At 60.0% G+C, this 23,317-nt stretch carries 16 protein-coding genes; 7 read left to right on the top strand and 9 right to left on the bottom strand.

Annotated features, from left to right (window positions below; genetic code table 11):
* Window positions 1-88 precede the first annotated feature (88 nt).
* From ACA064_RS13750 to mapR, 3 genes are all read left to right on the top strand, one after another.
* Window positions 89-322 (top strand): DUF3203 family protein, encoded by a 234-nt coding sequence (locus tag ACA064_RS13750; RefSeq protein WP_497673831.1) that lies wholly within the window; start codon window positions 89-91, stop codon window positions 320-322.
* A gap of 207 nt (window positions 323-529) precedes the next feature.
* Window positions 530-1,942, top strand: a complete 1,413-nt coding sequence (gene ccoG / locus ACA064_RS13745; protein WP_497673830.1) for a cytochrome c oxidase accessory protein CcoG — start codon at window positions 530-532, stop codon at window positions 1,940-1,942.
* Window positions 1,943-2,194: 252 nt separating this feature from the next.
* Window positions 2,195-3,604: a GntR family transcriptional regulator MpaR gene (mapR, locus tag ACA064_RS13740; RefSeq protein WP_150641841.1), complete on the top strand. Its 1,410-nt coding sequence runs from the start codon at window positions 2,195-2,197 to the stop codon at window positions 3,602-3,604.
* Between the two features lie 116 nt (window positions 3,605-3,720).
* Here mapR and ACA064_RS13735 read toward each other — a convergent pair whose 3' ends face one another.
* The 8 genes from ACA064_RS13735 to ACA064_RS13700 form a co-directional block, all read right to left on the bottom strand.
* The gene (locus tag ACA064_RS13735) at window positions 3,721-4,467 is read right to left on the bottom strand and encodes an SDR family oxidoreductase (protein ID WP_497673829.1); all 747 of its coding nucleotides are present in this window, start codon (window positions 4,465-4,467) and stop codon (window positions 3,721-3,723) included.
* 94 nt (window positions 4,468-4,561) lie between these two features.
* Window positions 4,562-6,643 carry a putative bifunctional diguanylate cyclase/phosphodiesterase gene (locus ACA064_RS13730; protein ID WP_497673828.1) on the bottom strand — a complete coding sequence of 694 codons (2,082 nt, stop codon included), beginning with the start codon at window positions 6,641-6,643 and terminating at the stop codon, window positions 4,562-4,564.
* 304 nt (window positions 6,644-6,947) lie between these two features.
* Window positions 6,948-8,435 carry an efflux transporter outer membrane subunit gene (locus ACA064_RS13725; protein WP_497673827.1) on the bottom strand — a complete coding sequence of 496 codons (1,488 nt, stop codon included), beginning with the start codon at window positions 8,433-8,435 and terminating at the stop codon, window positions 6,948-6,950.
* Window positions 8,432-11,539 (bottom strand): efflux RND transporter permease subunit, encoded by a 3,108-nt coding sequence (locus tag ACA064_RS13720; protein WP_497673826.1) that lies wholly within the window; start codon window positions 11,537-11,539, stop codon window positions 8,432-8,434. The genes ACA064_RS13725 and ACA064_RS13720 overlap by 4 nt, the downstream gene beginning before the upstream one ends.
* 139 nt (window positions 11,540-11,678) lie before the next feature.
* Window positions 11,679-14,771: an MdtB/MuxB family multidrug efflux RND transporter permease subunit gene (locus ACA064_RS13715; RefSeq protein WP_497673825.1), complete on the bottom strand. Its 3,093-nt coding sequence runs from the start codon at window positions 14,769-14,771 to the stop codon at window positions 11,679-11,681.
* Window positions 14,768-16,084 (bottom strand): MdtA/MuxA family multidrug efflux RND transporter periplasmic adaptor subunit, encoded by a 1,317-nt coding sequence (locus tag ACA064_RS13710; RefSeq protein ID WP_497673824.1) that lies wholly within the window; start codon window positions 16,082-16,084, stop codon window positions 14,768-14,770. Before ACA064_RS13710 ends, ACA064_RS13715 begins: the two co-directional genes overlap by 4 nt.
* Before the next feature lie 175 nt (window positions 16,085-16,259).
* Window positions 16,260-16,760 carry a thiol peroxidase gene (gene tpx / locus ACA064_RS13705; RefSeq protein ID WP_497673823.1) on the bottom strand — a complete coding sequence of 167 codons (501 nt, stop codon included), beginning with the start codon at window positions 16,758-16,760 and terminating at the stop codon, window positions 16,260-16,262.
* A gap of 524 nt (window positions 16,761-17,284) precedes the next feature.
* Window positions 17,285-17,647: a DUF6124 family protein gene (locus tag ACA064_RS13700; RefSeq protein WP_497673822.1), complete on the bottom strand. Its 363-nt coding sequence runs from the start codon at window positions 17,645-17,647 to the stop codon at window positions 17,285-17,287.
* Between the two features lie 550 nt (window positions 17,648-18,197).
* On the opposite strand from ACA064_RS13700, the gene ACA064_RS13695 reads away from it, so the two are divergent.
* The 3 genes from ACA064_RS13695 (at window position 18,198) to ACA064_RS13685 (ending at window position 22,051) form a co-directional block, all read left to right on the top strand.
* Window positions 18,198-19,340, top strand: a complete 1,143-nt coding sequence (locus ACA064_RS13695) for an RHS repeat-associated core domain-containing protein (protein ID WP_497673821.1) — start codon at window positions 18,198-18,200, stop codon at window positions 19,338-19,340.
* A gap of 402 nt (window positions 19,341-19,742) precedes the next feature.
* On the top strand, window positions 19,743-20,810 hold the full coding sequence (locus tag ACA064_RS13690; protein ID WP_497673820.1) for an RHS repeat-associated core domain-containing protein: 1,068 nt from the start codon (window positions 19,743-19,745) through the stop codon (window positions 20,808-20,810).
* 449 nt (window positions 20,811-21,259) lie between these two features.
* Window positions 21,260-22,051, top strand: a complete 792-nt coding sequence (locus tag ACA064_RS13685) for a hypothetical protein (protein WP_497673819.1) — start codon at window positions 21,260-21,262, stop codon at window positions 22,049-22,051.
* Between the two features lie 19 nt (window positions 22,052-22,070).
* Here the strand turns inward: ACA064_RS13685 and ACA064_RS13680 are convergent, their stop codons facing one another.
* A complete protein-coding gene (locus tag ACA064_RS13680; RefSeq protein ID WP_497673818.1) occupies window positions 22,071-22,310 on the bottom strand; it encodes a hypothetical protein in 240 nt (79 codons plus the stop codon).
* A 13-nt stretch (window positions 22,311-22,323) separates the two neighbouring features.
* Between ACA064_RS13680 and ACA064_RS13675 the strand changes: the two genes are divergently transcribed.
* Window positions 22,324-23,307, top strand: coding sequence for an AAA family ATPase (locus ACA064_RS13675; protein ID WP_497673817.1), 984 nt, complete (start codon window positions 22,324-22,326; stop codon window positions 23,305-23,307).
* The last annotated feature ends 10 nt before the right edge of the window (window positions 23,308-23,317 follow it).

Genomic DNA, 23,317 nt, shown 5'->3' with positions numbered 1-23,317 from the left:
GGGGCGTAATGACCATTAATCGGCTGTTCAGAACGATGGTCAACCGCTGAAACCTAATGCTCAAATCCCTGACAAAAAGGACAACACCATGACTGTGCGCATCGAAAACCAGACCTGTTTCTTCGAAACCGACGAGGTGCAGGAACAACGCCCCGCCGCCGAGGTGACGGTCATCACCGATCCGGAAGTGGCCATGTCGGCGGTCGAGCTCAACGGCGGTCGCGTATACATCACCGAAGCAGAAGCCGACGCATTGACCGTAGCAGGTGCCGCCGACGGGCGCAGGCATTTGAAGGCCACTGACCGTGGTTCGGTGATTTGACTGACGCAGATCACAGACATCCGCCAGCGTCTGTGTCAGGCGCTGGCGCCTTGTAAGCAAAGGGTCGCCAAGGGGTGCAGCAAGTTGTCGCAGGCAGGGTGCCGAGGTGCATCTGATCCGCTTTTTATTCCCCTACCTGAGTCTGTTATGCAAACAGATCACTGGTCATAGTGCATCGGCCTGATGGAGGCTGATGAGCGAAATACCATGAGCGATAAAATCCCCGTCCGATTAGTAGAAACATTCGAGCCTTCGCGTCCAAAGATGAAGGCCAAATCCAGCGACAACCTGATCCACACACGCAGCTTCAGCGGTTTGTTCCGCAACTTGCGGTTGAGCGGCGCGGGCTTTTTGTTCCTGGCGTTTTTCGGCACCGTCTGGCTGAACTGGGGCGGCCGTCAGGCCGTGCTCTGGGACCTGTCGGAAAGCAAGTTCCACATCTTCGGCGCGACGTTCTGGCCGCAGGATTTCATCCTGCTCTCGGCGCTGCTGATCATCTGCGCGTTCGGTCTGTTCGCGATCACCGTGTTCGCAGGCCGGGTCTGGTGTGGCTACACCTGCCCACAGAGTTCCTTTACCTGGCTGTTCATGTGGTGCGAAAAGGTCACAGAAGGCGAGCGAAACCAGCGAATCAAGCTGCAAGCCGCACCCTGGGGCCCGAACAAGCTGATGCGCCGCTCGGCCAAACATACCCTGTGGCTGGCCATCAGCCTGCTCACCGGCTTGACCTTTGTCGGTTACTTCACCCCGATCCGCCCGCTGGCCAACGAGCTACTGACCTTGCAGATGGGTGGCGTCAGCTTGTTCTGGGTGCTGTTCTTTACCGGGGCCACCTACATCAACGCCGGCTGGTTGCGCGAAGCGGTGTGCATGCACATGTGCCCCTACGCACGCTTCCAGAGCGTGATGTTCGACAAGGACACCCTGACCATCTCCTACGACGTGGCCCGCGGCGAAAACCGTGGTCCGCGCAAACGTGACGTAGCACCGGCTGAAGTCGGCCTCGGTGATTGCATTGACTGCCAACTCTGCGTGCAGGTCTGCCCGACCGGCATCGACATCCGCGACGGCTTGCAGATGGAATGCATCGGTTGCGCGGCCTGTATCGATGCCTGCGATTCGATCATGGACAAAATGGGCTACGCCCGCGGGCTGGTCAGCTATACCTCGGAGCATGAACTGCAGGGTGGCAAGACCCATTTGCTGAGACCACGGCTGATCGGCTACACGGCGGTGCTGCTGGTGATGATCGGCGCCCTGGCCCTGGCACTGGTAGAGCGGCCGATGGTGTCTCTGGATGTGAGCAAGGACCGTGGGCTGTTCCGCGAGAACAGTCAGGGGCAGATCGAAAACATCTATAGCCTCAAGGTCATCAACAAGACCCAACAGCGCCAGCAGTACCGCCTGGAACTGGTCGACGGCGATGGCTTCCAGCTGCAGGGCAAGACCGAGTTGAGCCTGGCGCCGGGTGAGATTGTCGACGTGCCGGTGTCGGTGGCGATGACCACCGAACGGCCAGGCAGCAGCTCGCAGAGCATCAGCTTCAAGGTTGTCGACAGCGACGAGTCTGAGATCTACAGCGTGGCGAAAAGCCGGTTTGTTGCGCCGATGAATCGGTGAGGCTTTAAGATGGCGAGCGCTCTTGAGGCTGTTACGTGCAAGTCAGGCAATGGTGTTGGCCCCGACAAAGATCGCAGCCTGCGGCAGCTCCTACGGATTTGTGTACGACCTGCAATCAATGGCGCACCGATTCGATTTGTGTACGACCTGCGATCAATGGGGCCCCGATTCGGCGTAGGAGCTGCCGCAGGCTGCGATCTTTGGCTGCTTCGACCGCGCCAAATAACTTGAATGAATCAAACCGGGCATTAGATGAAACGCTACGAAAAATTCGCCGATGACATCGCTGAACTGATTCGCTCCGGGGTGCTCGGCCCTGGCCAGCGCGTGCCGTCGGTGCGCTACGCCAGCCAGACTTACGGGGTCAGCCCGTCCACGGTGTTCCAGGCCTATTACCTGCTGGAACGCCGCGGCCTGATTCGCGCCCGGCCGCGTTCCGGTTACTTCGTCAACACCCACGCGCCGAGCCCGTTCTCGGAGCCGGTGATCAGCAGCCAGGTCAGCGAATCCACCGAAGTCGACGTCAGCGAACTGGTGTTCTCGGTCCTCGACTCGATCAAGGACCCGAGCACCGTGCCGTTCGGCTCGGCCTTCCCCAGCCCGACGCTGTTCCCGCTGCAGCGCCTGGCCCGCTCTCTGGCCAGCGCCAGCCGCGACATGGACCCGCGCATGGTGGTCACTGACATGTCGCCGGGCAACCCGCAATTGCGTCGGCAAATCGCCCTGCGCTACATGGTCGGCGGCCTGATGCTGCCGATGGAAGAGTTGCTGATCACCAATGGCGCCCTCGAGGCCCTGAATCTGTGCCTGCAGGCGGTGACCGAACCCGGCGATCTGGTGGCCATTGAAGCCCCGGCGTTCTATGCCTGTTTGCAAGTGTTGGAGCGCCTCAAGCTCAAAGCAGTGGAAATCCCGGTGCATCCACGCGATGGCATTGACCTTGGTGTATTGGCACAAACCCTCGAACGCCACCCGATCAAGGCCTGCTGGTGCATGACCAGCTTCCAGAACCCGATGGGCGCGACCATGCCCGAAGCCAAGAAACAGGAACTGGTGGAGTTGTTGCGCCGCCATCAAGTGCCGCTGATCGAGGACGATGTCTACGCCGAACTCTACTACGGCCAACAGGCACCGAAACCGGCCAAGGCGTTCGACACCGAAGGTCTGGTGATGCACTGCGGCTCCTTCGCCAAAAGCCTGGCCCCCGGTTACCGCATCGGCTGGGTCGCCGCCGGGCGCTATGCGCAGAAAATCGAGCGTCTGAAGTTGATGACCTCACTCTGCGCCTCGATGCCGGCCCAGGCCGCCATCGCCGACTACCTGCAACACGGCGGTTACGACCGCCACCTGCGTAAACTGCGCTACGCCCTGGAAGAACAGCAAAGCGCCATGCTCGCCGCCATCGCCCGTTATTTTCCAGCTCAGACCCGCGTCAGCCAACCGGCCGGCGGCTACTTCCTGTGGCTGGAATTGCCGGAGCAGATGGATTCGTTGAAGTTGTTCCAGATGGCGCTGGCCCAAGGCATCAGCATTGCGCCTGGGCCGATTTTTTCACCGACCCGGCGCTTCAGGAATTGCATTCGATTGAATTATGGCAGCCCGTGGAACGAGGCGGCGGAAAAGGCCATGGAGACCTTGGGGCGGATTGTGCGGTCGTTCTAAACAGCAAAAAGATCGCAGCCTGCGCCAGCTCCTACACAAGCCCTATACACCCACAAGATAACGGGCGTACGCAAAACCTGGAGCTGCCGAAGGCTGCGATCTTTTGATCTTGAACCCTAGCGCCCACCCCCCAGATCCACAAAAGTCCCGGTCGCATACGAGGCCTTGTCCGACAGCAGCCAGACAATTGCCTCCGCCACTTCTTCCGGGCGGCCGCCGCGGGCCATGGGGATGGCGGATTCAAGTTTGCTGACCCGCTCCGGATCGCCGCTCAGGGCGTGGAAATCGGTGAAGATGAAGCCAGGGCGCACGGCGTTGACGCGGATGCCCTCGCCCGCCACTTCCTTGGACAAGCCGATGGTGAAGCTGTCCAGCGCGCCTTTGGAGGCGGCGTAGTCGACGTATTCATTGGGTGAGCCCAGGCGCGAAGCAACCGAGGACACATTGACGATGCTGCCGCCCTGGCCACCGTGTTTGGGCGACATGCGCAGCACCGCGTGCTTGGCGCAGAGGATCGGCCCGAGCACGTTGGTCCGGATGGTTTTGAGAATGCGGAATTCGGACATTTCATCGACCCGGGATTTCTGTCCGACGGTGCCCGCATTGTTCACCAGCGCCGTGACCCGCCCCAACTCAGCATCGACCCGATGAAACAGGGCGATGACTTCGTCTTCGATACTGACATCGGCACGCACCGCAATCGCCAGGGCGCCCAGTGCCCGGACTTGCTCGAGTACCTGGTGGGCGGCCTGCTCGTCCGCCTGGTAATTGATGCAGATCCGATAACCCTGCTGCGCTGCCAACAGTGCGGTGGCCGCGCCGATGCCGCGGCTGCCGCCGGTGATGACCAGGACTTTGTCCATGCTTGCTTTCCTCCGTTCCAAGCTGAAGCAATTCGCTGCAAGAATACTCGCCAGTGACCGCCTTTGCATCGGATCAAGTCAAGCACAAGGTGCTTCAGCCTGCCGCCAAAAGTTCTGCTCGATGGATATCGGCCATGAATCGTGCCGCCGGCAGCGGGTGCCCAAGCAGGTAACCTTGCAGCGAATCACAGCCCAATTGAGTCAGGAAGCTCTGCTGCACATTGGTCTCCACGCCTTCAGCGACGATCCGCAGCCCCAATGCCTGACCGAGGGCGACGATGGCCGAGACGATGGCGGCATCGTCGCTGTCATGTTCCAGGTCGCGGACAAACCCGCGGTCGATCTTCAACTCGTTGGCCGGCAACCGTTTGAGGTACATCAGGCTGGAATAGCCGGTGCCGAAATCATCAATGGACAGGTCGACGCCCATTGCCGAGAGTTCCCGCAGCACCGTCATGCTCGCATCCGCGTCGCTCATGGCTGTGGTTTCAGTGATTTCCAGCGTCAGGCTGTTGGCCGGCAACTGGTGACGGGCCAGTGCACCGACAACACTTTGTACCAGTCCGACATGACAAAACTGCAACGCGGACAGGTTCACCGCGATACGCCAGTCGGTATAACCCTGCACATACCACTCACGCATCTGACGACAGGCTTCGTTCAATACCCACTCGCCGATCGGAATGATCAACCCGGTCTTTTCCGCCAGATCGATGAATTTATCCGGCAGCAGCATCCCCTGCTGCGGATGTTCCCAGCGCAGCAAGGCCTCGGCCCCCACCGGCAAGCCGTTGCCCGCATTGAACTTGGGCTGGTAATACAGACTGAATTGCTGCTGCTCGACCGCAGTGCGCAGGTCCTGCAGCAATTGCAGCTGTCTGCGGGCGTTGGTGTTCATCGAGACATCGAAGAAGCGGTAGCCGTTTTTGCCGGTGCCTTTAGCGTGGTACATCGCCGCGTCGGCATTCATCAACAATTCTTGCGCGGTCTGGCCGTTACCCGGGTACAGCGCGATGCCGACGCTGGCGGAGATTTGCAAGTCATGCTCGGCCACCCTGAACGAACGGGAAATCAGCCCGACCTGGCGAGCGGCCAGGCGCAAGGCATCATCCGGCTCGCCAAGCTGCACCAGCAGCACGAACTCGTCGCCACCGATCCGCGCCAGGGTGTCCTGGCTGCGCAGTTCCTCGCGCAAGCGCACGCCGACCTCACGCAGCAACTGATCGCCCATGTGGTGCCCAAAAGCGTCGTTAACTGGCTTGAAGCCATCCAGATCGATAAACATCAGCGCAAAGCAACTGCCCTGCTCCTGCACCAGGTGCATAGCCTGGTCGATGCGATCGGCCAACAGCACGCGGTTCGGCAAACCGGTCAGGGGGTCATGCAGCGCAAGCTGGATGAGTTCCTGATTGGCCTGGGTCAGGGAGTCGGCCAGGTGGGCGGTGCGGGCTTCCAGGCGGGCATCGAGGATCGAGGTCAACAAGGCAATGCACAGCACCGCCAGGGTGGTCACCAGCACCAGATTGTCCAGCCCTTTGCCGCTCAGGCCATCGATCGCTGCGCCGCAGAAGCTGCCGTCGGCGAATCGCGCGGCGGCCATGGCGGTGTAATGCATGCCGACGATGGCGATGCCCATGATCACCGCCGCCCCACCCCGGACCAATCTGACGTAGGGCGTGTTCTGCCGCAGGCGGAAGGCAATCCACAGCGCAGCGGCCGAAGCACCGACCGCGATCAACAGGGACGCGCCGAACAAGGTCGGATCGTAATCGATGCCCGGCTGCATGCGCATCGCGGCCATCCCGGTGTAGTGCATGGCGCTGATGCCGGCACCCATGATCAGGGCGCCGAACGCCAACTGCCAGGCCGGCAAGCGCGCTTGACTGACCAGCCACAAGGCAAAACCGCAGGACAGGATGCCGATCAGCAGCGATAACAGGGTGATAGAGAGGTCATAACCCAGGTCAATCGGCAACCTGAAGGCCAGCATGCCGATAAAGTGCATCGACCAGACACCCACACCCATCGCCAGCGCCCCGCCAGCCGTCCACAAATGAACCGCGCGGCCTTTGGCCGTGGCGATCCGCCCGGTGAGGTCGAGGGCGGTATAGGACGCGAGAATCGCTACGCAGAGGGAAATCAACACCAGGACGGGGGAATAACTACCGATGAGCATGGGACTTCTCGGGGACTATGAGCCGAACAGCGTCCATGCTCGGGGAGTAAAGTCGGCGATTGTACCGATTGCGCCGAATAACGCACTGGGAAATATTATCAATTGGCCATTAGTCTGATGACTTGATCGCCAGGCGCTCATTCGCGACACGCAACCGCCCGCCCGCCCGCGCCCCATTTTCACGCGAATATAGATCCTGTAGGAGCTGTCGATAGGCTGCGATCTTTTGATCTTCGTTTTTAATCCAGAAAATGGATTGCCTGAACGGACGTCAGGATCAAAAGATCGCAGCCTTCGGCAGCTCCTACGGTTTCACCTGCAGCTGCCCATCCCAGCCACCGCCCAGCGCGGCGATCAGTTGCACGCTGGTGATCAGGCGACTTTGCAGCAGGGTCAGCACACTGCGTTCGTTATTCAGGGCGGAGGCCTGGACCACCACCACATTCAGGTAGGCGATCAAGCCGGCGCGGTACTGGTTCTCGGTCAGGCGCAGGGATTCACGGGCCGACTCCAGCGCCTCCTGACGCACTGCCGCCTCGTCTTCCAGCACCTTCAACTGCACCAGGAAGTTTTCCACTTCGCGAAAACCATCGAGCACGGACTGGCGGTATTGGGCCACGGTCTGGTCGTAGACGGCTTCAGTGCGATCGACTTCCGCCGAGCGCTGGCCGCCGTCGAACAGGGTCATGGCCAGTTGCGGCCCCACTGACCAGAAACGGTTCGGCACGCTGATCCAGTTCGCGAAGGTACTGCTGCTGTAGCCACCACTCAGGCTCAGCGTCAGGTCCGGGTAGTAAGCTGCTTGCGCCACGCCAATTTCGGCATTGGCGGCGATTACCGAGCGTTCGGCCGCGGCGATATCCGGCCGCCGCTCCAGCAGCTGCGACGGCAGGCTCAAGGGAATCTGCGGCAATGCCGGGATGTCCTGAGTTTCTGCCAGGCTGAATTCCGCTGGTGGCACACCGGTCAACACGGCGATGGCGTTTTCCAGTTGCGCGCGCTGCCAGATCAGGTCGATCAGGTCGGCCTGGGTGCTCTTGAGCTGGGTTCGCGCCTGGGCGACCGAGTCTTTGCCAGAGACGCCGGCGCGGTATTGGTTTTCGGTCATGGTCAGCGAGCGCTGATAGGCCGCGACTGTGGCTTCCAGCAAACGCTTTTGCTGGTCGATCACCCGCAGTTGCAGGTAGTTCTGCACCAGCTCCGACTGCTGACTCAGGCGCATCGCCGCCAGATCGGCAAAACTCGCCTCGGCGCTGGCCGAGTCGGCTTCCAGGCCACGGCGCAACTTGCCCCAGATATCCGCCTCCCAGCTCACACCCAACTCAGTGCTGTAGGTGTCGCGAATGCCACTGCTGGAGCTTGTCAGGCTCGAACTGCTGCTGCCAACACCTTGGCTGGAGCGGTTTTTCCCGGCACTCAGATCGACACTGGGAAAGAACGCACCCCGAGTGCTGCGCACCAGGGCCTGGGCCTGGCGGTACTGAGCTTCAGCTTGGGCGACGGTCTGGTTGGCGTTGTTGAGCTTTTCAATCAGGCCATTGAGTTGCCGATCACCGTACAGTTCCCACCAGGCGCCACGGGCCAGGGAGTCGCTGGGACTGGCCTGGCGCCAGCCCTTGGCTTCTTTGTACTGGACCGGGGTGCTTATTTCCGGGCGCTGGTAGTCCGGACCGATGGCGCAGGCGCTGAGCAACAACCCACAGAGCGCCAGGCCGAGCAGTCGCGAACCTCGGGCCACGCCCAAGCCTTGGGCGGACAGCGCGGGGAATTTGGAAAGCGAACGGTCAGTCATAGCGGAGTTTCCAGAGCAGCATCGGTACGTACCCCACGCCAGTGGTTGAAGCGATGGCGCAGTTGGTCGAGATAGAGGTAAACCACCGGAGTGGTGTAAAGGGTCAACACTTGGCTGAAGATCAGCCCGCCAATGATCGTCAGGCCCAGCGGCTGACGCATTTCCGCGCCTTCGGCGGTGCTCAGCAGCAATGGCAAGGCCCCGAGGATCGCCGCCAGGGTGGTCATCAGAATCGGCCGCAGGCGCAACAGGCAGGCACTGCGGATCGACTCCAGCGGTTCAAGGCCCTGGTGGCGTTCCAGCTGCAGCGCCAGGTCGATCATCAGAATGGCGTTTTTCTTCACCACGCCGATCAACAGGAACAACCCCAATAGCGAGATCAGGCTGAACTCGCCACCCAGTACGTAGATCGACAGCAGCGCGCCGACCCCGGCCGACGGCAGGGTCGAGAGAATCGTCAGCGGATGAATGTAGCTCTCATAAAGCACCCCGAGCACCAGATACACCGCCACCAGCGCGCCGAGAATCATCCACGGCTGGCTCTTTTGCGTGGCCGCGAAGGCGTCCGTGGTGCCGGCCATTTTCGCGATCACCTCTTCCGGCAGGCCGACCTTGGCAATTGCCCGCTCGATGGCAGCGCCGCCCTGTTCAACGGTGACGCCCTCGGCCATGTCGAAGGAAATGCTTTCCGAAGCGAACTGCCCTTCATGGCTGACCCGGTCGTCTTCCAGACTGTTTTCGTAATGGGCGATGCCCGACAGCGGAATGCGCTGGCCGTCGACGGTGATCACCTGCACCTGATTGAGGGTGATCGGATCCTGGGCGTACTTCGGATTGACTTCCATTACCACCTGATACTGGTTGAGGCTGTCATAGATGGTGGAAATCTGCCGCTGGCTGTAGGCGTTGTTCAGCACCGAGGTGACCATATCCATGTCGACACCCAGACGCTTGGCCTGATCGCGGTCGACCACCAGCGTCACCTGCTGCGCGCCGCGCCCTTCCCGGGCATCGATGGCGGTCAGCTCGGGCAAGGCCTTGAGCGCGGCGACCACTTTCGGGTACCACTCGCGCAAGGCGCCCAAATCACCGCTTTGCAGGATGTAGGAGTATTGCGAAGTGCTCTGCTCGCGGCCGCCGCCAAATTGCAGGTCCTGGTCGGCCATCAGCATCAATTGCCCGCCGGGTACCTTGGGCATGTCCTTGCGCAGGCGCTCGATGACTTTCTGCGCGGAAATCCGCCGTTCCTTGATCGGCTTCAAACGCACCAGCATGAACGCATTGTTGATGCCGTTGCTGCCGCCAATGAAGCCGGCCACGCTTTCCACTGCCGGATCGCGCAATACCGCGCGGCGGAAGGTTTCCATCTTCGGCTGCATCACGTTGAACGACAGGCCGTCATCTCCGCGCACGAAGCCGATCAACTGACCGGTGTCCTGCTGCGGCAAGAAGGTTTTCGGCACCACCACATACAGCGCGACGTTGACCCCGATGGTCACCAGCAAACTGAGCAACGTCAGCCGCCGATGGCGCAACACCCAATCCAGGCTGCGCGCATAGCCGCTGACCATCCATTCATTGGCCCGCTGGCTCCAGCGTTGCAGACGGTTTTCCTGGCCTGGCGTGTGCGGCTTCAGCCAGCGTGCGCAGAGCATCGGCGTGAGGGTCAGCGAAACCACCAGCGACACTATGATCGCGGCGGCCAGAGTGATGGAAAACTCGCGGAACAGGCTGGCAACGATCCCGCCCATGAACAGGATCGAGAGGAACACCGCGACCAGCGAGACGTTCATCGACAGCAGTGTGAAACCGACTTCCTGCGCCCCGAGATAGGCGGCCTTCATCGGCGGCACGCCTTTGTCGATGTGGCGGCTGATGTTCTCCAGCACCACGATGGCGTCGTCCACCACCAGCCCGGTGGCCAGAATCAGCGCCATCAGCGACAGGTTGTTCAAGGAAAAGCCGTAGAGGTACATGATCGCGAACGTTCCGACCAGTGACACCGGCACCGCCAGGGTCGGGATCAACGATGCGCGGAAGTTACCGAGGAACAGGAACACCACCAGAATCACCAGCGCCACGGCAATCAGCAGGGTCATTTCCGCTTCGTGCAAGGTCGCCTTGATCACCGGCGAGCGGTCCATGGCCAGGTTCAGCTTGACGCTGGCCGGCAACACCGCCTGCAACGCCGGCAGCTGGGCTTTGATCTCGTTCACCGTCTCGATGATGTTGGCCCCGGCCTGGCGGTTGATCACCAACAGCACCGCTGCGTCATCGTTGAAGAAGCCGCTGTTGTAGCGGTCCTCGACGCCGTCGCTGACCTTCGCCACATCGCTCAGACGCAAGGCCGAGCCGTTCTGGTAGCGAATGATCAGCGGTTCGTAATCCTTGGCTTTTTCCAGTTGATCATTGGCCTGCACCTGCCACATGCGCTGGTTGTCTTCCACCGAGCCTTTGGGCCGGCGCACGTTGGCATTGGCGATGGTATTGCGTACATCGTCCAGGGCCACGCCGTACTGGTTGAGCAACTGTGGCTCCAGTTCGATGCGCACCGCCGGCAGCGAACTGCCGCCGATCTGCACTTCGCCGACGCCCGGCACCTGGGACAGGCTTTGGGAAAGAATGGTCGAAGCCAGGTCATACAGCTGGCCTTTTTGCAGCACATCCGAGGTCAGCGACAGCACCATGACCGGTGCCTGGGACGGGTTGACCTTCTTGTAGGTCGGCATGCTGCGCATACCGCTGGGCAGCAGGTTGCGCGAGGCGTTGATCGCCGCCTGCACTTCCCGCGCCGCGCCGTTGATGTCGCGATCGAGGTCGAATTGCAGGATCACCCGGGTGGAGCCCTGGCTGGATCGGCTGCTCATGGTGTTGACCCCGGCAATGGTGCCGAAGGAGCGCTCCAGCGGCGTGGCCACGGTCGAGGCCATGACCTCCGGACTGGCACCCGGCAGGCTGGCCTGCACCACTATCACCGGGAAATCCATCTGCGGCAGCGGCGCCACCGGCAGCAAACCAAAGCTCATGCCGCCGAGCAACACAATCGCCAGGCTCAGGAGCATGGTCGCCACCGGGCGTTTGATGAACGGTCCGGAGAGGTTCAATAGAGGCAGCTCCCAGCTTCAAGCTTCAAGCTGCAAGAGAGCAGCGGCAAGCGGCAAGCTTCAAGCCGCAAGAGAAAAGCAGGTCGTGCGCAGGCCGTTAGCTTACAGCTTGTAGCTTGCAGCTTGAAGCTGACGCCCATCACACCACCTCTCGCGTGCCGGACTTGGCCCACCGCCGCCCCAACCTATCGAATGCCAGGTAGATTACGGGCGTCGTAAACAACGTCAGTACCTGACTCACCAGCAGTCCACCGACCATCACCAGACCCAATGGCTGACGCAGTTCCGCGCCGGAACCGGTGGCGAGCATCAATGGCACCGCGCCGAACAACGCTGCCAGGGTAGTCATCAGGATCGGCCGGAACCGCAGCAATGCCGCCTGATAGATCGCCGTCTCCGGATCCAGGCCCTGGTTGCGCTCGGCGTCGAGGGCGAAGTCGATCATCATGATCGCGTTTTTCTTGACGATACCGATCAGCAAAATGATCCCGATGATGGCGATCATCCCCAGGTCATTGCCGCTGAGCAACAGCGCCAGCAAGGCGCCGACTGCCGCTGACGGCAAGGTCGAGAGAATGGTGATCGGGTGGATATAGCTCTCGTAGAGCACGCCAAGGACGATGTACATGGTCACCACCGCTGCCAGAATCAGCAGCAAGGTGCTCGACAACGACGCCTCAAAAGCCTGGGCGGCGCCCTGGAACTGTGTCTGCACACCCAATGGCATGCCGATGTCCTGCTGCACCTGGTTGATCAGCTCGACCGCCTGCCCCAGCGCCACACCGGGTGCCAGGTTGAACGACATCATCACCGCCGGAAACTGGCCGATATGGGTGATCGCCAGTTGTGCCTGGCGCTCCTCGATATGCGCCAGGCTGGACAAGCGCACCTGGCCGCCGTCGGTGGTCTTGACGTGGATCTGCTCCAGCGCCTGCGGACCGATCTTCTCGCCGGACTGTGCCTGCAGCACCACGCGGTATTGGCTGGCCTGGGTGTAAATGGTGGAAATCTGCCGCTGGCCGAAGGCGTCATACAGCGCATCGGTGATGTTCGACACCGAGACACCGATTCGCGACGCCGCATCGCGGTCGATCACCAGATAGACCTGCAAGCCCTTGTCCTGCAAATCACTGGCAACGTCGGTCAGTTCCGGCCGGCTGGCCAGGGCCTCGACCAGCCTGCCGCTCCACAGGGCGAGCATGTCGGCGTCCGGCGAGGACATACTGAATTGGTATTGGGTACGACTGACCCGGTCTTCGATGGTCAGGTCCTGCACCGGCTGCATGAACAAGCGGATACCGGCCAGTTGGTTCAGTTCTGGCTGCAAACGCGCAATCACCTCGGTTGCGCTCAGGTCGCGCTCGCCGTGAGGCTTGAGGTTGATCAGCAGGCGGCCGCTGTTCAGCGTGGCATTGTCGCCATCGACGCCGATGTAGGACGACAGGCTCTCCACCGCCGGGTCTTGCAGAATGATTTTCGCCAGTTCCTGCTGACGCTCGCTCATGGCCGCGAACGAAATCGACTGCGGCGCTTCGGAAATGCCCTGGATCACCCCGGTATCCTGCACCGGGAAAAAACCCTTGGGCACCACCATATAGAGGAACACCGTCAGGCCCAGGGTGGCGATGGCCACCAGCAGGGTCAGCGGCTGGTGCCTGAGCACCCACTGCAACTTGCGCCCGTAGGCGGCGATCATCCAGTCGATGCAGGCGCCGCTGGCGCGGTAGAAACGCCCCTGGTCTTCTTCTTTGGGTTCACGCTTGAGCAACCGCGCGCACATCATCGGCGTCAGTGTCAGGGAGACCACCAGGGAAATCAGGATCGCCACCGCCAGGGTGATGGCGAACTCGCGGAACAAACGCCCGACCACATCAGCCATGAACAGCAATGGAATCAAAACCGCGATCAGCGACAGGGTCAGCGAGATCAGGGTGAAGCCAATCTGCTTGGCACCCTTGAGCGCCGCCATCATCGGGCTGTCGCCCTCCTCGATGAAGCGCGAAATGTTCTCGAGCATGACGATCGCATCATCCACCACAAACCCGGTGGCGATGGTCAGGGCCATCAGCGTCAGGTTATTGACCGAGAACCCGGCCAGGTACATCACGCCAAAGGTGCCGATCAACGACAGTGGCACGGCTACCGACGGAATGATGGTCGCGCTGGCACGGCGCAAAAACAGGAAGGTCACCATGACCACCAGGGCAATGGCGATCAGCAGCTCATGTTGCACATCGGTAACCGAGGCGCGGATGGTCTGGGTGCGGTCGGTCAGCACGATCACGTCGAGGCCGGCCGGCAGGTTGTCGGTGATGCTCGGCAGCAAGGCCTTGATCCGGTCGACCACCTCGATCACGTTCGCCCCGGGCTGGCGCTGGATGTTCAGCAGTACGGCCTGGTTTTCATTGGCCCAGGCGGCGAGACGCTCGTTCTCGGCGCCGTCGACGATCTGCGCCACGTCCTTGAGACGCAATGGCGCGCCGTTGTTATAGGCGAGAATCAGCTCAGCGTAGTCCTTGGGCGAGGTCAACTGGTCGTTGGCATCGAGCATCGACACCCGGGTCGGGCCGTCGAAATTGCCCTTGGGCTGGTTGACGTTGGAGGCGCCAACCAGGGTCCGCACGTCCGAGAGGTTCAGACCATTGGCCGCCAGGGCCTCCGGGTTGACCTTGATCCGCACCGCCTGGCGCTGACCGCCGGCGATGCTGACCATGCCGACGCCGCTGATCTGGGCGATTTTCTGTGCCATGCGGGTATCGACCAGGTCATTGAGCTTGGGCAACAGCATGGTCTTGGAAGTGATCGCCAGGGTCAGCACCGGGGTGTCCGCGGGGTTGACCTTGTTGTACACCGGCGGTGCCGGCAGATCCTTGGGCAACAGGTTGGTGGCGGCGTTGATCGCGGCCTGCACCTGCTGTTCGGCGACATCCATATTGATGTCGAGGTTGAAACGCAAGGTCAGCACCGAGGCGCCGCCGGAACTGGTCGAGGCCATCTGGGTCAGGCCGGGCATTTGCCCGAACTGGCGCTCCAGCGGCGCGGTGACCGCACTGGTCATCACATCCGGGCTGGCGCCGGGATAGAGGGTCATGACCCGGATGGTCGGGTAATCGACCTGGGGCAATGCCGAGACCGGCAGCAACCGATAGGCGATCACGCCAGCCAGGATAATGGCCAGCATGCTCAGGGTAGTGGCTACCGGGCGAAGGATGAACAGCCGCGAAATGTTCATGCGCCGCCCTTTTGCGCCTTGTCGGTGGCCGCCGGTTCAGTCGCGTTGGCCGCCGATTTGCCCTGCAGGTGCTCGGCCGGGGTGGCCGGCACGTCCTGGCTGTCGTTGACCACTTCCACTTCACTGCCCTCTTTCAGGCGGTCGGTGCCTTCGAGGACCACCCGATCGCCGGGGGCCAGGCCTTCGTTGACCACCGTCAGGTTGCCGTCGCTGGCGCCGACTTTCAGTGGGTGGATCTTGACCTTCTTGTCGCCATCCATCGCATAGACGAAGGTGCCGTTATTGCCGAACTGGATCGCCGCTGTCGGCGCCAGCACCACACCTTTCAAGGTGTCGGCGAGCAAGCGCACATTGACGAACTGGTTGGGGAACAGGCTTTGATCGCGGTTCTCGTAGCGCGCCTTGAACTTCAGGGTGCCGGTGGTGACGTCGATCTGGTTGTCCAGGCTCTGCAACACGCCGGTGGCCTGCAACTTCAAGTCGCCGCGATCCCAGGCTTCCACCGGTAGTTTCGCGCCGCTGCGATAACGCTCCAGCACCGTCGTCAGGCTGTTTTCCGGCAAGGTGAAGGCGACGCTGATCGGTTGGGTCTGGGTGATGATCACCAGCGCCGTGGTGTCATTGGCCGCCACCAGGTTGCCGACGTCCAGCTGACGCAAGCCCAGGCGCCCGGCGATCGGTGCGCGAATTTTGGTGAATTCCAGGTTCAGCTTGGCGTCATTGACCGCCGCCTGGTTGGTCTTGACCGTGCCCTGATACTGGCCCACCAGCGCTGCGGCGGTGTCCAGGGTCTGCTTGGCGATACTGTCTTCGGCATACAGTCCGCGGTAGCGTTGCAGATCGACCAGGGCGTTTTTCAATTGTGCCTGATTCTGCAGCAAGGTGCCTTCGGCCTGAAGCAAGGCATTCTGGTACGGACGCGGGTCGATCTCGGCCAGCAAATCCCCGGCCTTGACCATCTGCCCTTCCTCGAATGCGATCTTCACCAGTTCACCGGCCACCCGACTGCGCACATTGATGGTGTTCAACGCCGTGACCGTGCCCAGTGCCTTGTAATACAGCGGAAAATCTCCGCGGGTGGCCGGAGCCACTCGTACCGGAACCGGCCCAGCCGCCCCACCGAAACCCGGGCGCATCCCACCGGACCTGCCGGTATGGCCGTTGGCGGCTTTTTGCCCAGCAGCGTCTTTTTCGGCAACGTCGGTTGGCCAGAACTTCCAGCACAGCCCGACGATGGCCAACAGGACTAGCAGACCGAACAGCCAGCGACGGGGATTGCGGGAAGCGGAGGATTGCATGGAGTGATCAACCATTGGGCGCGAGAGCATCTTCTTCGGAAGGCTGAAAGATAAGCACTGGAGGGGATTTAGCAAAGCGCCTTTACCGGCAATTTACCTTGGGCTTACGTTTGTCAGCGCTTGCTAAGCCACTGAGGCACAAATAAAAACGGCCTGGACAAGGCCAGACCGTTATCAACTGTGAAGCCTGTTACTTCAAAACGGCCAACGCCGCTTCGTAGTCTGGCTCTTCAGCGATCTCTTTGACCAGTTCGCTGTGCAGCACGTTATCGTTTTCGTCCAGTACCACCACCGCACGGGCAGTCAGGCCTTTGAGTGGACCGTCAGCAATGGCCACACCGTAGTTCTCGATGAACTCGGCGCCACGCAGGGTCGACAGGTTCTGGACGTTTTCCAGGCCTTCGGCGCCGCAGAAACGAGCCTGGGCGAACGGCAGGTCAGCCGAGATGCACAGGACCACGGTGTTGGCCACTTCATTGGCCTGGGCGTTGAACTTGCGCACGGAAGTGGCGCAGGTCGGGGTATCGACGCTTGGGAAAATGTTCAGCACTTTGCGCTTGCCGGCAAGGCTAGCCAGGGTAACGTCGGACAGATTGCCCGCCACCAGAGAGAAGGCTGGAGCCTTGGAACCAACTTGCGGCAATTCGCCGTTGACTTGAACCGGGTTGCCTTTAAGAGTGACTTGAGCCATGAACGGAGTCCTTTTAAGCGGAGTGGTTATGAACAATCGCAAGGCATTGCGAGGAGCCAAAGTTAAACACGAAAGCGCCTTTGAGCCTATCCCGGAATGCTGACAGACGACTCCGAATTCATGACCTGAAATGTCTTACTCAGGACTGCCATGCACACAGGTTGGCAGGCGCAAGTTTCCATGCACAGACCGTATCGCGGGCAAGCCTTAATGCCAGTCAGTTAACGGAAATCTATCGACTGGTGATTAATTGTGGCGAGGGAGCTTGCTCCCGCTCGGCTGCGCAGCAGTCGTAAAACCTGCACATGCGGTGTGCCTGGCAGAACCGGCTTGCAGGTTTTAGGGCCGCTGCGCGCCCCAGCGGGAGCAAGCTCCCTCGCCACAGTTGATCGTCCGACCATAGATTTTTGTTAACTGACTGGCATTGGGGTAAGCCGCTCCCACGGGGTCAGCGCCAAACCCGGATGGTGTGGTCGACACCTAACCTGTGGGAGCGGGCTTGCTCGCGATGAACGATAACGCGGTCAACCTGCCGGAACCACCTGCTCCAGCGCCTCATTCACCAGCAACTGGCTCAACTCGATCATCTGCTGCACCGCCAGCGCCACATTGCGGCACGAGCCTTCGACATCGAACGCCAGATCGCTGGCCAGGACATTGGCGCTGGCTAGCGTCTCGGAGGCGTTCGCCAACAGCGTTTCGGTGTTCAGACCCGGGACGACAGTGAAGATGTTCACTGGACGGACGTCAGCGTGCCTGGACTTGTCGGAGGGTGGTGGCAGGCAGTGATCGAGGGCTCGCTGCGCGGCCTCGTGGGCCTTGCTGGAATCGAGGGATTCGTAGGAACCGTTTTCGGTTTCAGGTGGATCGGGGGTAACTTTGACCATTGAGTGATTCTCCTGACATTAAAGGAGCTCACCAACATCGTGACCAAACGATAGGTGGTGGGCTGTACGCAGGTTGGTCAACCGGGAAGTCAGGCACCCGGCGCACTCGAAAGTGCCCCGCGCACAGCCCACCGCAACGCATTTAACAAGCACAAAAAAAGCGCCCGACATGCTGAGGTTGGCGCTCGTGCGCCTGACATTAAACGGGTGACCAAACCCGATCGCTGATTTTGCAGCGACTCGCAAAGGTTAGCCGCGCACCGTGCTCAACGCAACCCCGTGTTAGCCCCGAAAACCTGTCAGAAGAATTCCGCCCTCCGCGCGTAATCTACATCAGCCCACGATAATGTGATCGATGCCGCCCAATTGAGCCTGCGATCTTTTGATCTGCAAGACCGCCAAAACCAATCCCGCGCCACGAAGCGCGCTCTTATGATAAATCCGACGCTTGCGCACCATCCCGCTACCTAGCAGATCTGCTAGTAGACAGCCTTTGCACCAACGACGAACCTGAACGCCCTGCCCTCAAGGACCCACAGGAGTTCATCGGATGACTTCCAGCCGCGAAATCGTACTCTGCCGCTACCATTACGACCCGCTGGATCGGCTCGCATCGACTACACCAGTATCGGCCGTCAAGCTTCAGCGTTTTTACTGCAAAAGCCTCCTGGCTACGGAAGTTCAGGGTGAGGTAAAGCACACGATTTTTCAGCACGACAACCAACTCCTGGCGCAACAACAGAGCGGCGCGGATAGGGTGAAGACCACATTGCTGGCCACCGATCAGCAGCGTTCTGTACTACATACCCTCAGCGCAAGTCCACCCCAACCCATCGCCTATTCACCCTACGGCCATCGCCCCGCCGTCAGCGGTTTGCTGAGCCTGCTGGGGTTCAACGGCGAACGGCGGGATCCAGTGACCGGGCACTATTTGTTGGGTAATGGCTATCGGGCGTTTAATCCCGTGTTGATGCGGTTTAACAGTCCGGATAGTTTGAGTCCGTTTGGGGATGGCGGGTTGAATGTGTATGCATATTGTTTAGGAGACCCGATTAACAGACAGGATCCGACGGGACATATTTCTGGATCTTTGTTAGTTCTCTTTCAGAAATATTGGGCAAGAGCAGCTTCAACCATTTCGGAAAGAAGCAATGCTGTATTGCGAGTGGCGAGATCCAGCGGTTCAGGACGGCTCGCCGCTCCTAACCAAGTTATTGCCACACAAGTACCCGCCATTGCGCAGGAATCTTTCACAATGCCACGTTTCACCTATCATCCGATGGGCGGAAGAAACTCGAGACTTCAGACTCAGAACACATTTGGGTCGACTGGTTCGCTTGATTCAATTAGTTCATTTGAATCAACTTCTTCCAGCGTATTTGCTCAATCGAGAGGATCAACCAGTTCAATCAATTCGACTGGATCCACCAGTTCTACTGCTACAGCATCAACGGGCTCAGGACGAGGATCTATCTCCGCAGATACAGACTGGTCTGGCTCGGGCAGGCGCGCAAACGTTGAGTGGGGATCCAACGAATCACTAAGTTCAGTATCCTCATACTCTTCGGGATCAGCTCCTCGGGTGACCTTCGAGAACACTGTATTGACGCTGGATGCTCAAGGAAACGTTTCATCTCGTCCTGACCCCGTATCTACCCAAACCTCGCGAATCAGGGACACATCCAGTCGGTAATGGCAGGCGGGTACCTTTGAATAAGGGGGTTTTTCCAGGCTGGAGCGCGAACCACACGCTCGTCGCTGCTGGCGAAGGCAAGATTAGTATCGTTTTTTGAGGATTGGCACGGACGTTTCTCGAGTTTGAACGCACGACTGTAGGAGCGAGCTTGCTCGCGATGAACGCAGCGCTCGTACGTCCGGCACACGCGATTTACAGGATGGATTAACTCTCCGCAGGAGACGCAGCCTGCGATCTGCAACACAGCCCAAACCAAACCAAACCCGCCACGACGCCCGTCCTTATGGCTAATCCAGCGCCCCCTGACCGCCCCTACCTAGCAGTTCTGCTAGTAGACAGCCTCGGCACCAACGACGAACCTGAACATCCTGCCCCAAAGGACCCACAGGAGCTCACCTCATGCTTTCCAAGCGCGAAATCGTACTCTGCCGCTACCGCTACGACCCGCTGGACCGGCTCGCCTCGACTACACCCTTGTCGACCGTCGAGCTTCAGCGCTTTTACTGCAAAAGCCGCCTGGCTACCGAAATTCAGGGTCAGGTAAAACACTCGATCTTTCAGCACGACGACCAGCTCCTGGCGCAACAACAGAGCGGCGGGGATATGGTGGAGACCACATTACTGGTCACCGACCAGCAGCGTTCGGTGCTGCATGCGTTCAACGCAAGTCCACCCCAACCCATCGCCTATTCACCCTACGGCCATCGCCCCCTCAACAGCGGCTTGCTGAGTCTGCTGGGGTTCAACGGCGAACGGCGGGATCCGGTGACCGGGCATTATTTATTGGGCAGTGGCTATCGGGCGTTTAATCCGGTGTTGATGCGATTTAACAGCCCGGACAGTTGGAGTCCGTTTGGGGATGGCGGGTTGAATCCGTATGCGTATTGTTTGGGAGATCCGGTTAATGGCCGCGACCCCACGGGACATAGTCCAGCCACCATTCTCCTATATAAAAATAGAAGAAATTTTCTATTTGAATTATTTAAAGACATGAATCGTCAAGCACTTGGAAAACTGACACGCAGTGCCAATGGCAGAAGTACCTCTCAAAAACTAAAAAAAGTAACTGAAAACCTCGACATCATTAATGAAAATCGAAAACCAACCATTAAATTAGACAATCATGATGAAGTAGGACGGTTCAAAGAAAACCATGACGCTTTTATACAAGCCAAGGAAAAATATATTTTTGATGATGGAATCCCTAGTTCGACACAAGCGAACCCAAATGACACAACACCTTTCACAGCTACCCTAAATCACTATAGAGATCAAAATACCTATTATCAGTTTTATGATTCAAATATGACTTTGGAGCAAATCAGTCAAAAAATTCGAGGTACAGAATTGGCCCGCGATCAGTTCCTGGCAAGACGTTCAGCGGACAATCCGCTTATCCCGCAAAGCACCTCAACGCGGGGAGCTCAATCATCAAATGTGAATACATCGGCACGCAGGAGACCTTGATCAAATCCCCCTACCTTCGCGGACAAGCCTGTTCCCGCGTCAGGTCATCGCCAAGCCCGGATGGCGTGATCGACACATAACCCGAGGGAGCGGGCTTGTCCCAATGCCAATCTGTTAAGACGTGATGCGAACCGTAGCAGCCGGCGAAGCCTGCATTCGATTGCACAGCAATCGCAACCGGGTAAACCGCATATTCTGAGGAAGAATGTGTTCTCCGGTTTTACGACCGCTTCGCGGCCGGACGCAGCCTTCGGCAGCTGCTACGAGGGGAACCCAAATCCCGCGACGCCGCGCACAGAAACCAACGACTCACCCCTTCCCACTGGCTAACCCGCCGTTCCCTGCTAGCTTAATCTGAAGCGTCCTACAGGCTTGCCCCAGCGAACAGCCTTACCCATCGGCCACCCAGTGCCGAGTCGTCCACTGAGCCAGGAAGGAACCGGGGAATCATGTCGATAAAACTCTACGCGCCCGCCATGCTATTGGCCGCAACCTTGTCGCCTGCGTTTTGTGCCATGGCTGACAACGTCGAGACCGCCAACAAAAGCAACAACCCACTGAACCTCGCGCCCGGGATGAACCTGCAGGACTACTACACCCCGAGGTACTACGACACCAATATCCATACCAACGACCTGCTGGTGCGCGGCACCCTGCCGATTGCGCCCAACGACTACATCGGGGTCCCGCAGCTGCTGCGCGCCACTGCGCCGATCAGCACCCGCCCCGATCCCCATGGGGGTTACAGCACCGGCGAAGGTGATCTGAATCTGTTCGATATTTTCCTGCTCAAGACCGATGGCGTGCAGTTGGGCATCGGTCCGCAGGTCACCCTGCCGATTGCCGATCAGGACGAGCTCGGTACTGGCAAATGGCAGGCCGGCCTGGCGGCCATCGCCATCGACGCCTCCCCCCGCGGCCTGCTCGGTGCGCTGGTGCAGTACCAGAGTTCGTTTGCCGGCGACAGCGACCGCCCGCATGTTGAAACGGCGACCCTGCAGCCGTTCATCATTCACAACCTGGACAGGGGCTGGTACCTGCGCTCCACGGCCATCTGGACCTTCGACCTGAAAAACGACAGTCACTACATCCCCTTGGGTTTTGGTGCCGGCAAGGTCTGGAAGGACCGCGACAATATCCTCAACGCCTTTATCGAACCGCAATGGACAGTGGAACGCAAAGGCGATGGTCAGCCGCAATTCACGCTGTTTGCGGGACTTAATGTCACCTTCGGAAAATAAGGAAATCTCTATGAATAGTTTATTGCGCGCCGCCGGTTTCAGCCTGTTTGTACTGTTCGCCAGTTGTGGTGTTGGTGCTCAGACCCAAGCCCAGTCCCTGGTAACGCATCCAGGCCCACTGGCGTCCTACGCCCAATAACAGGTTGAGTTTCACGACAAACCCGGTGCCCTGAGCGGCGACCTGATGATGCTCGAAATACGGGGAAAACCGCCCGGAGGGCAACGGCGTCAGCATCAAGCTGACACGGGCATTTATCAAGGAGAGACCAGCGATGACCACGGCGCTCAACGACCTCAACGCCCTGCAAGCCAGTATCACCGAAGCGGTGCTCGGTCAGGACCAGGTAATCCGGCAGATCATCCTCGGCCTGCTGGCCAACGGTCACCTGCTGCTCGAAAGCCTGCCGGGGCTGGCCAAGACCCGCACGGTCAAGGCCCTGGCCAAACACCTGGACGCGAAGATGAGCCGGATCCAGTTCACTCCGGACCTGCTGCCTTCGGACATCACAGGCGCCGAGGTGCTGCATCAGGTCGACGGGCAAAACCAGATCCGCTTCCAGCCCGGCCCCTTGTTCGGCAACCTGATCCTCGCCGACGAAATCAACCGCGCCCCGGCCAAGGTACAGGCGGCGTTACTGGAAGCCATGGAAGAACGGCAGATCACCGTCGCCGGCAACAGCCATGCGTTGCCCGAGTTGTTTATCGTGGTCGCCACGCAAAACCCCATCGAGCAGGAAGGCACCTACCCGCTGCCGGAAGCGCAAATGGACCGCTTTCTGATGAAAGTCTTGCTGGATTACCCCAGCGCGGAGAACGAAAGCCAGGTGCTGCGCCTGCTGCGCGACGAAGAACAGAGCCTCGCTGGCCAATCCACCGCGGTGAAAGGCTTCGCCCTCGCTCAAGAGGTGGTTTCCGCTGCCCGCAAGGAAGTCAGCGCGATCCATGTGTCACCGGCGCTTGACCGCTACCTGATCGACCTGGTCAATGCCACCCGGCACCCCGCCGATTACGACGCCGACCTCGCGCGCTGGATCGCCCTCGGCGCCAGCCCGCGCGGCGGTATCGGCCTGGACCGTTGCGCGCGGGCCGATGCCTGGTTGCAGGGGCAGGACTTCGTCTCGCCGGACAACGTTCGCGCGGTGGTGCATCCGGTGCTGCGTCATCGCCTGCAACTGAGCTACGACGCGGTGGCCGATGGGGTGACTGCCGACCAGGTGCTCGACCGTTTGCTCGACAAAGTCGCGATACCGGCCTGAGGTGGTTGAC

This window comes from Pseudomonas sp. LBUM1658 (assembly GCF_059716055.1).
This window is presented reverse-complemented; position numbering and strand designations above follow the sequence as displayed.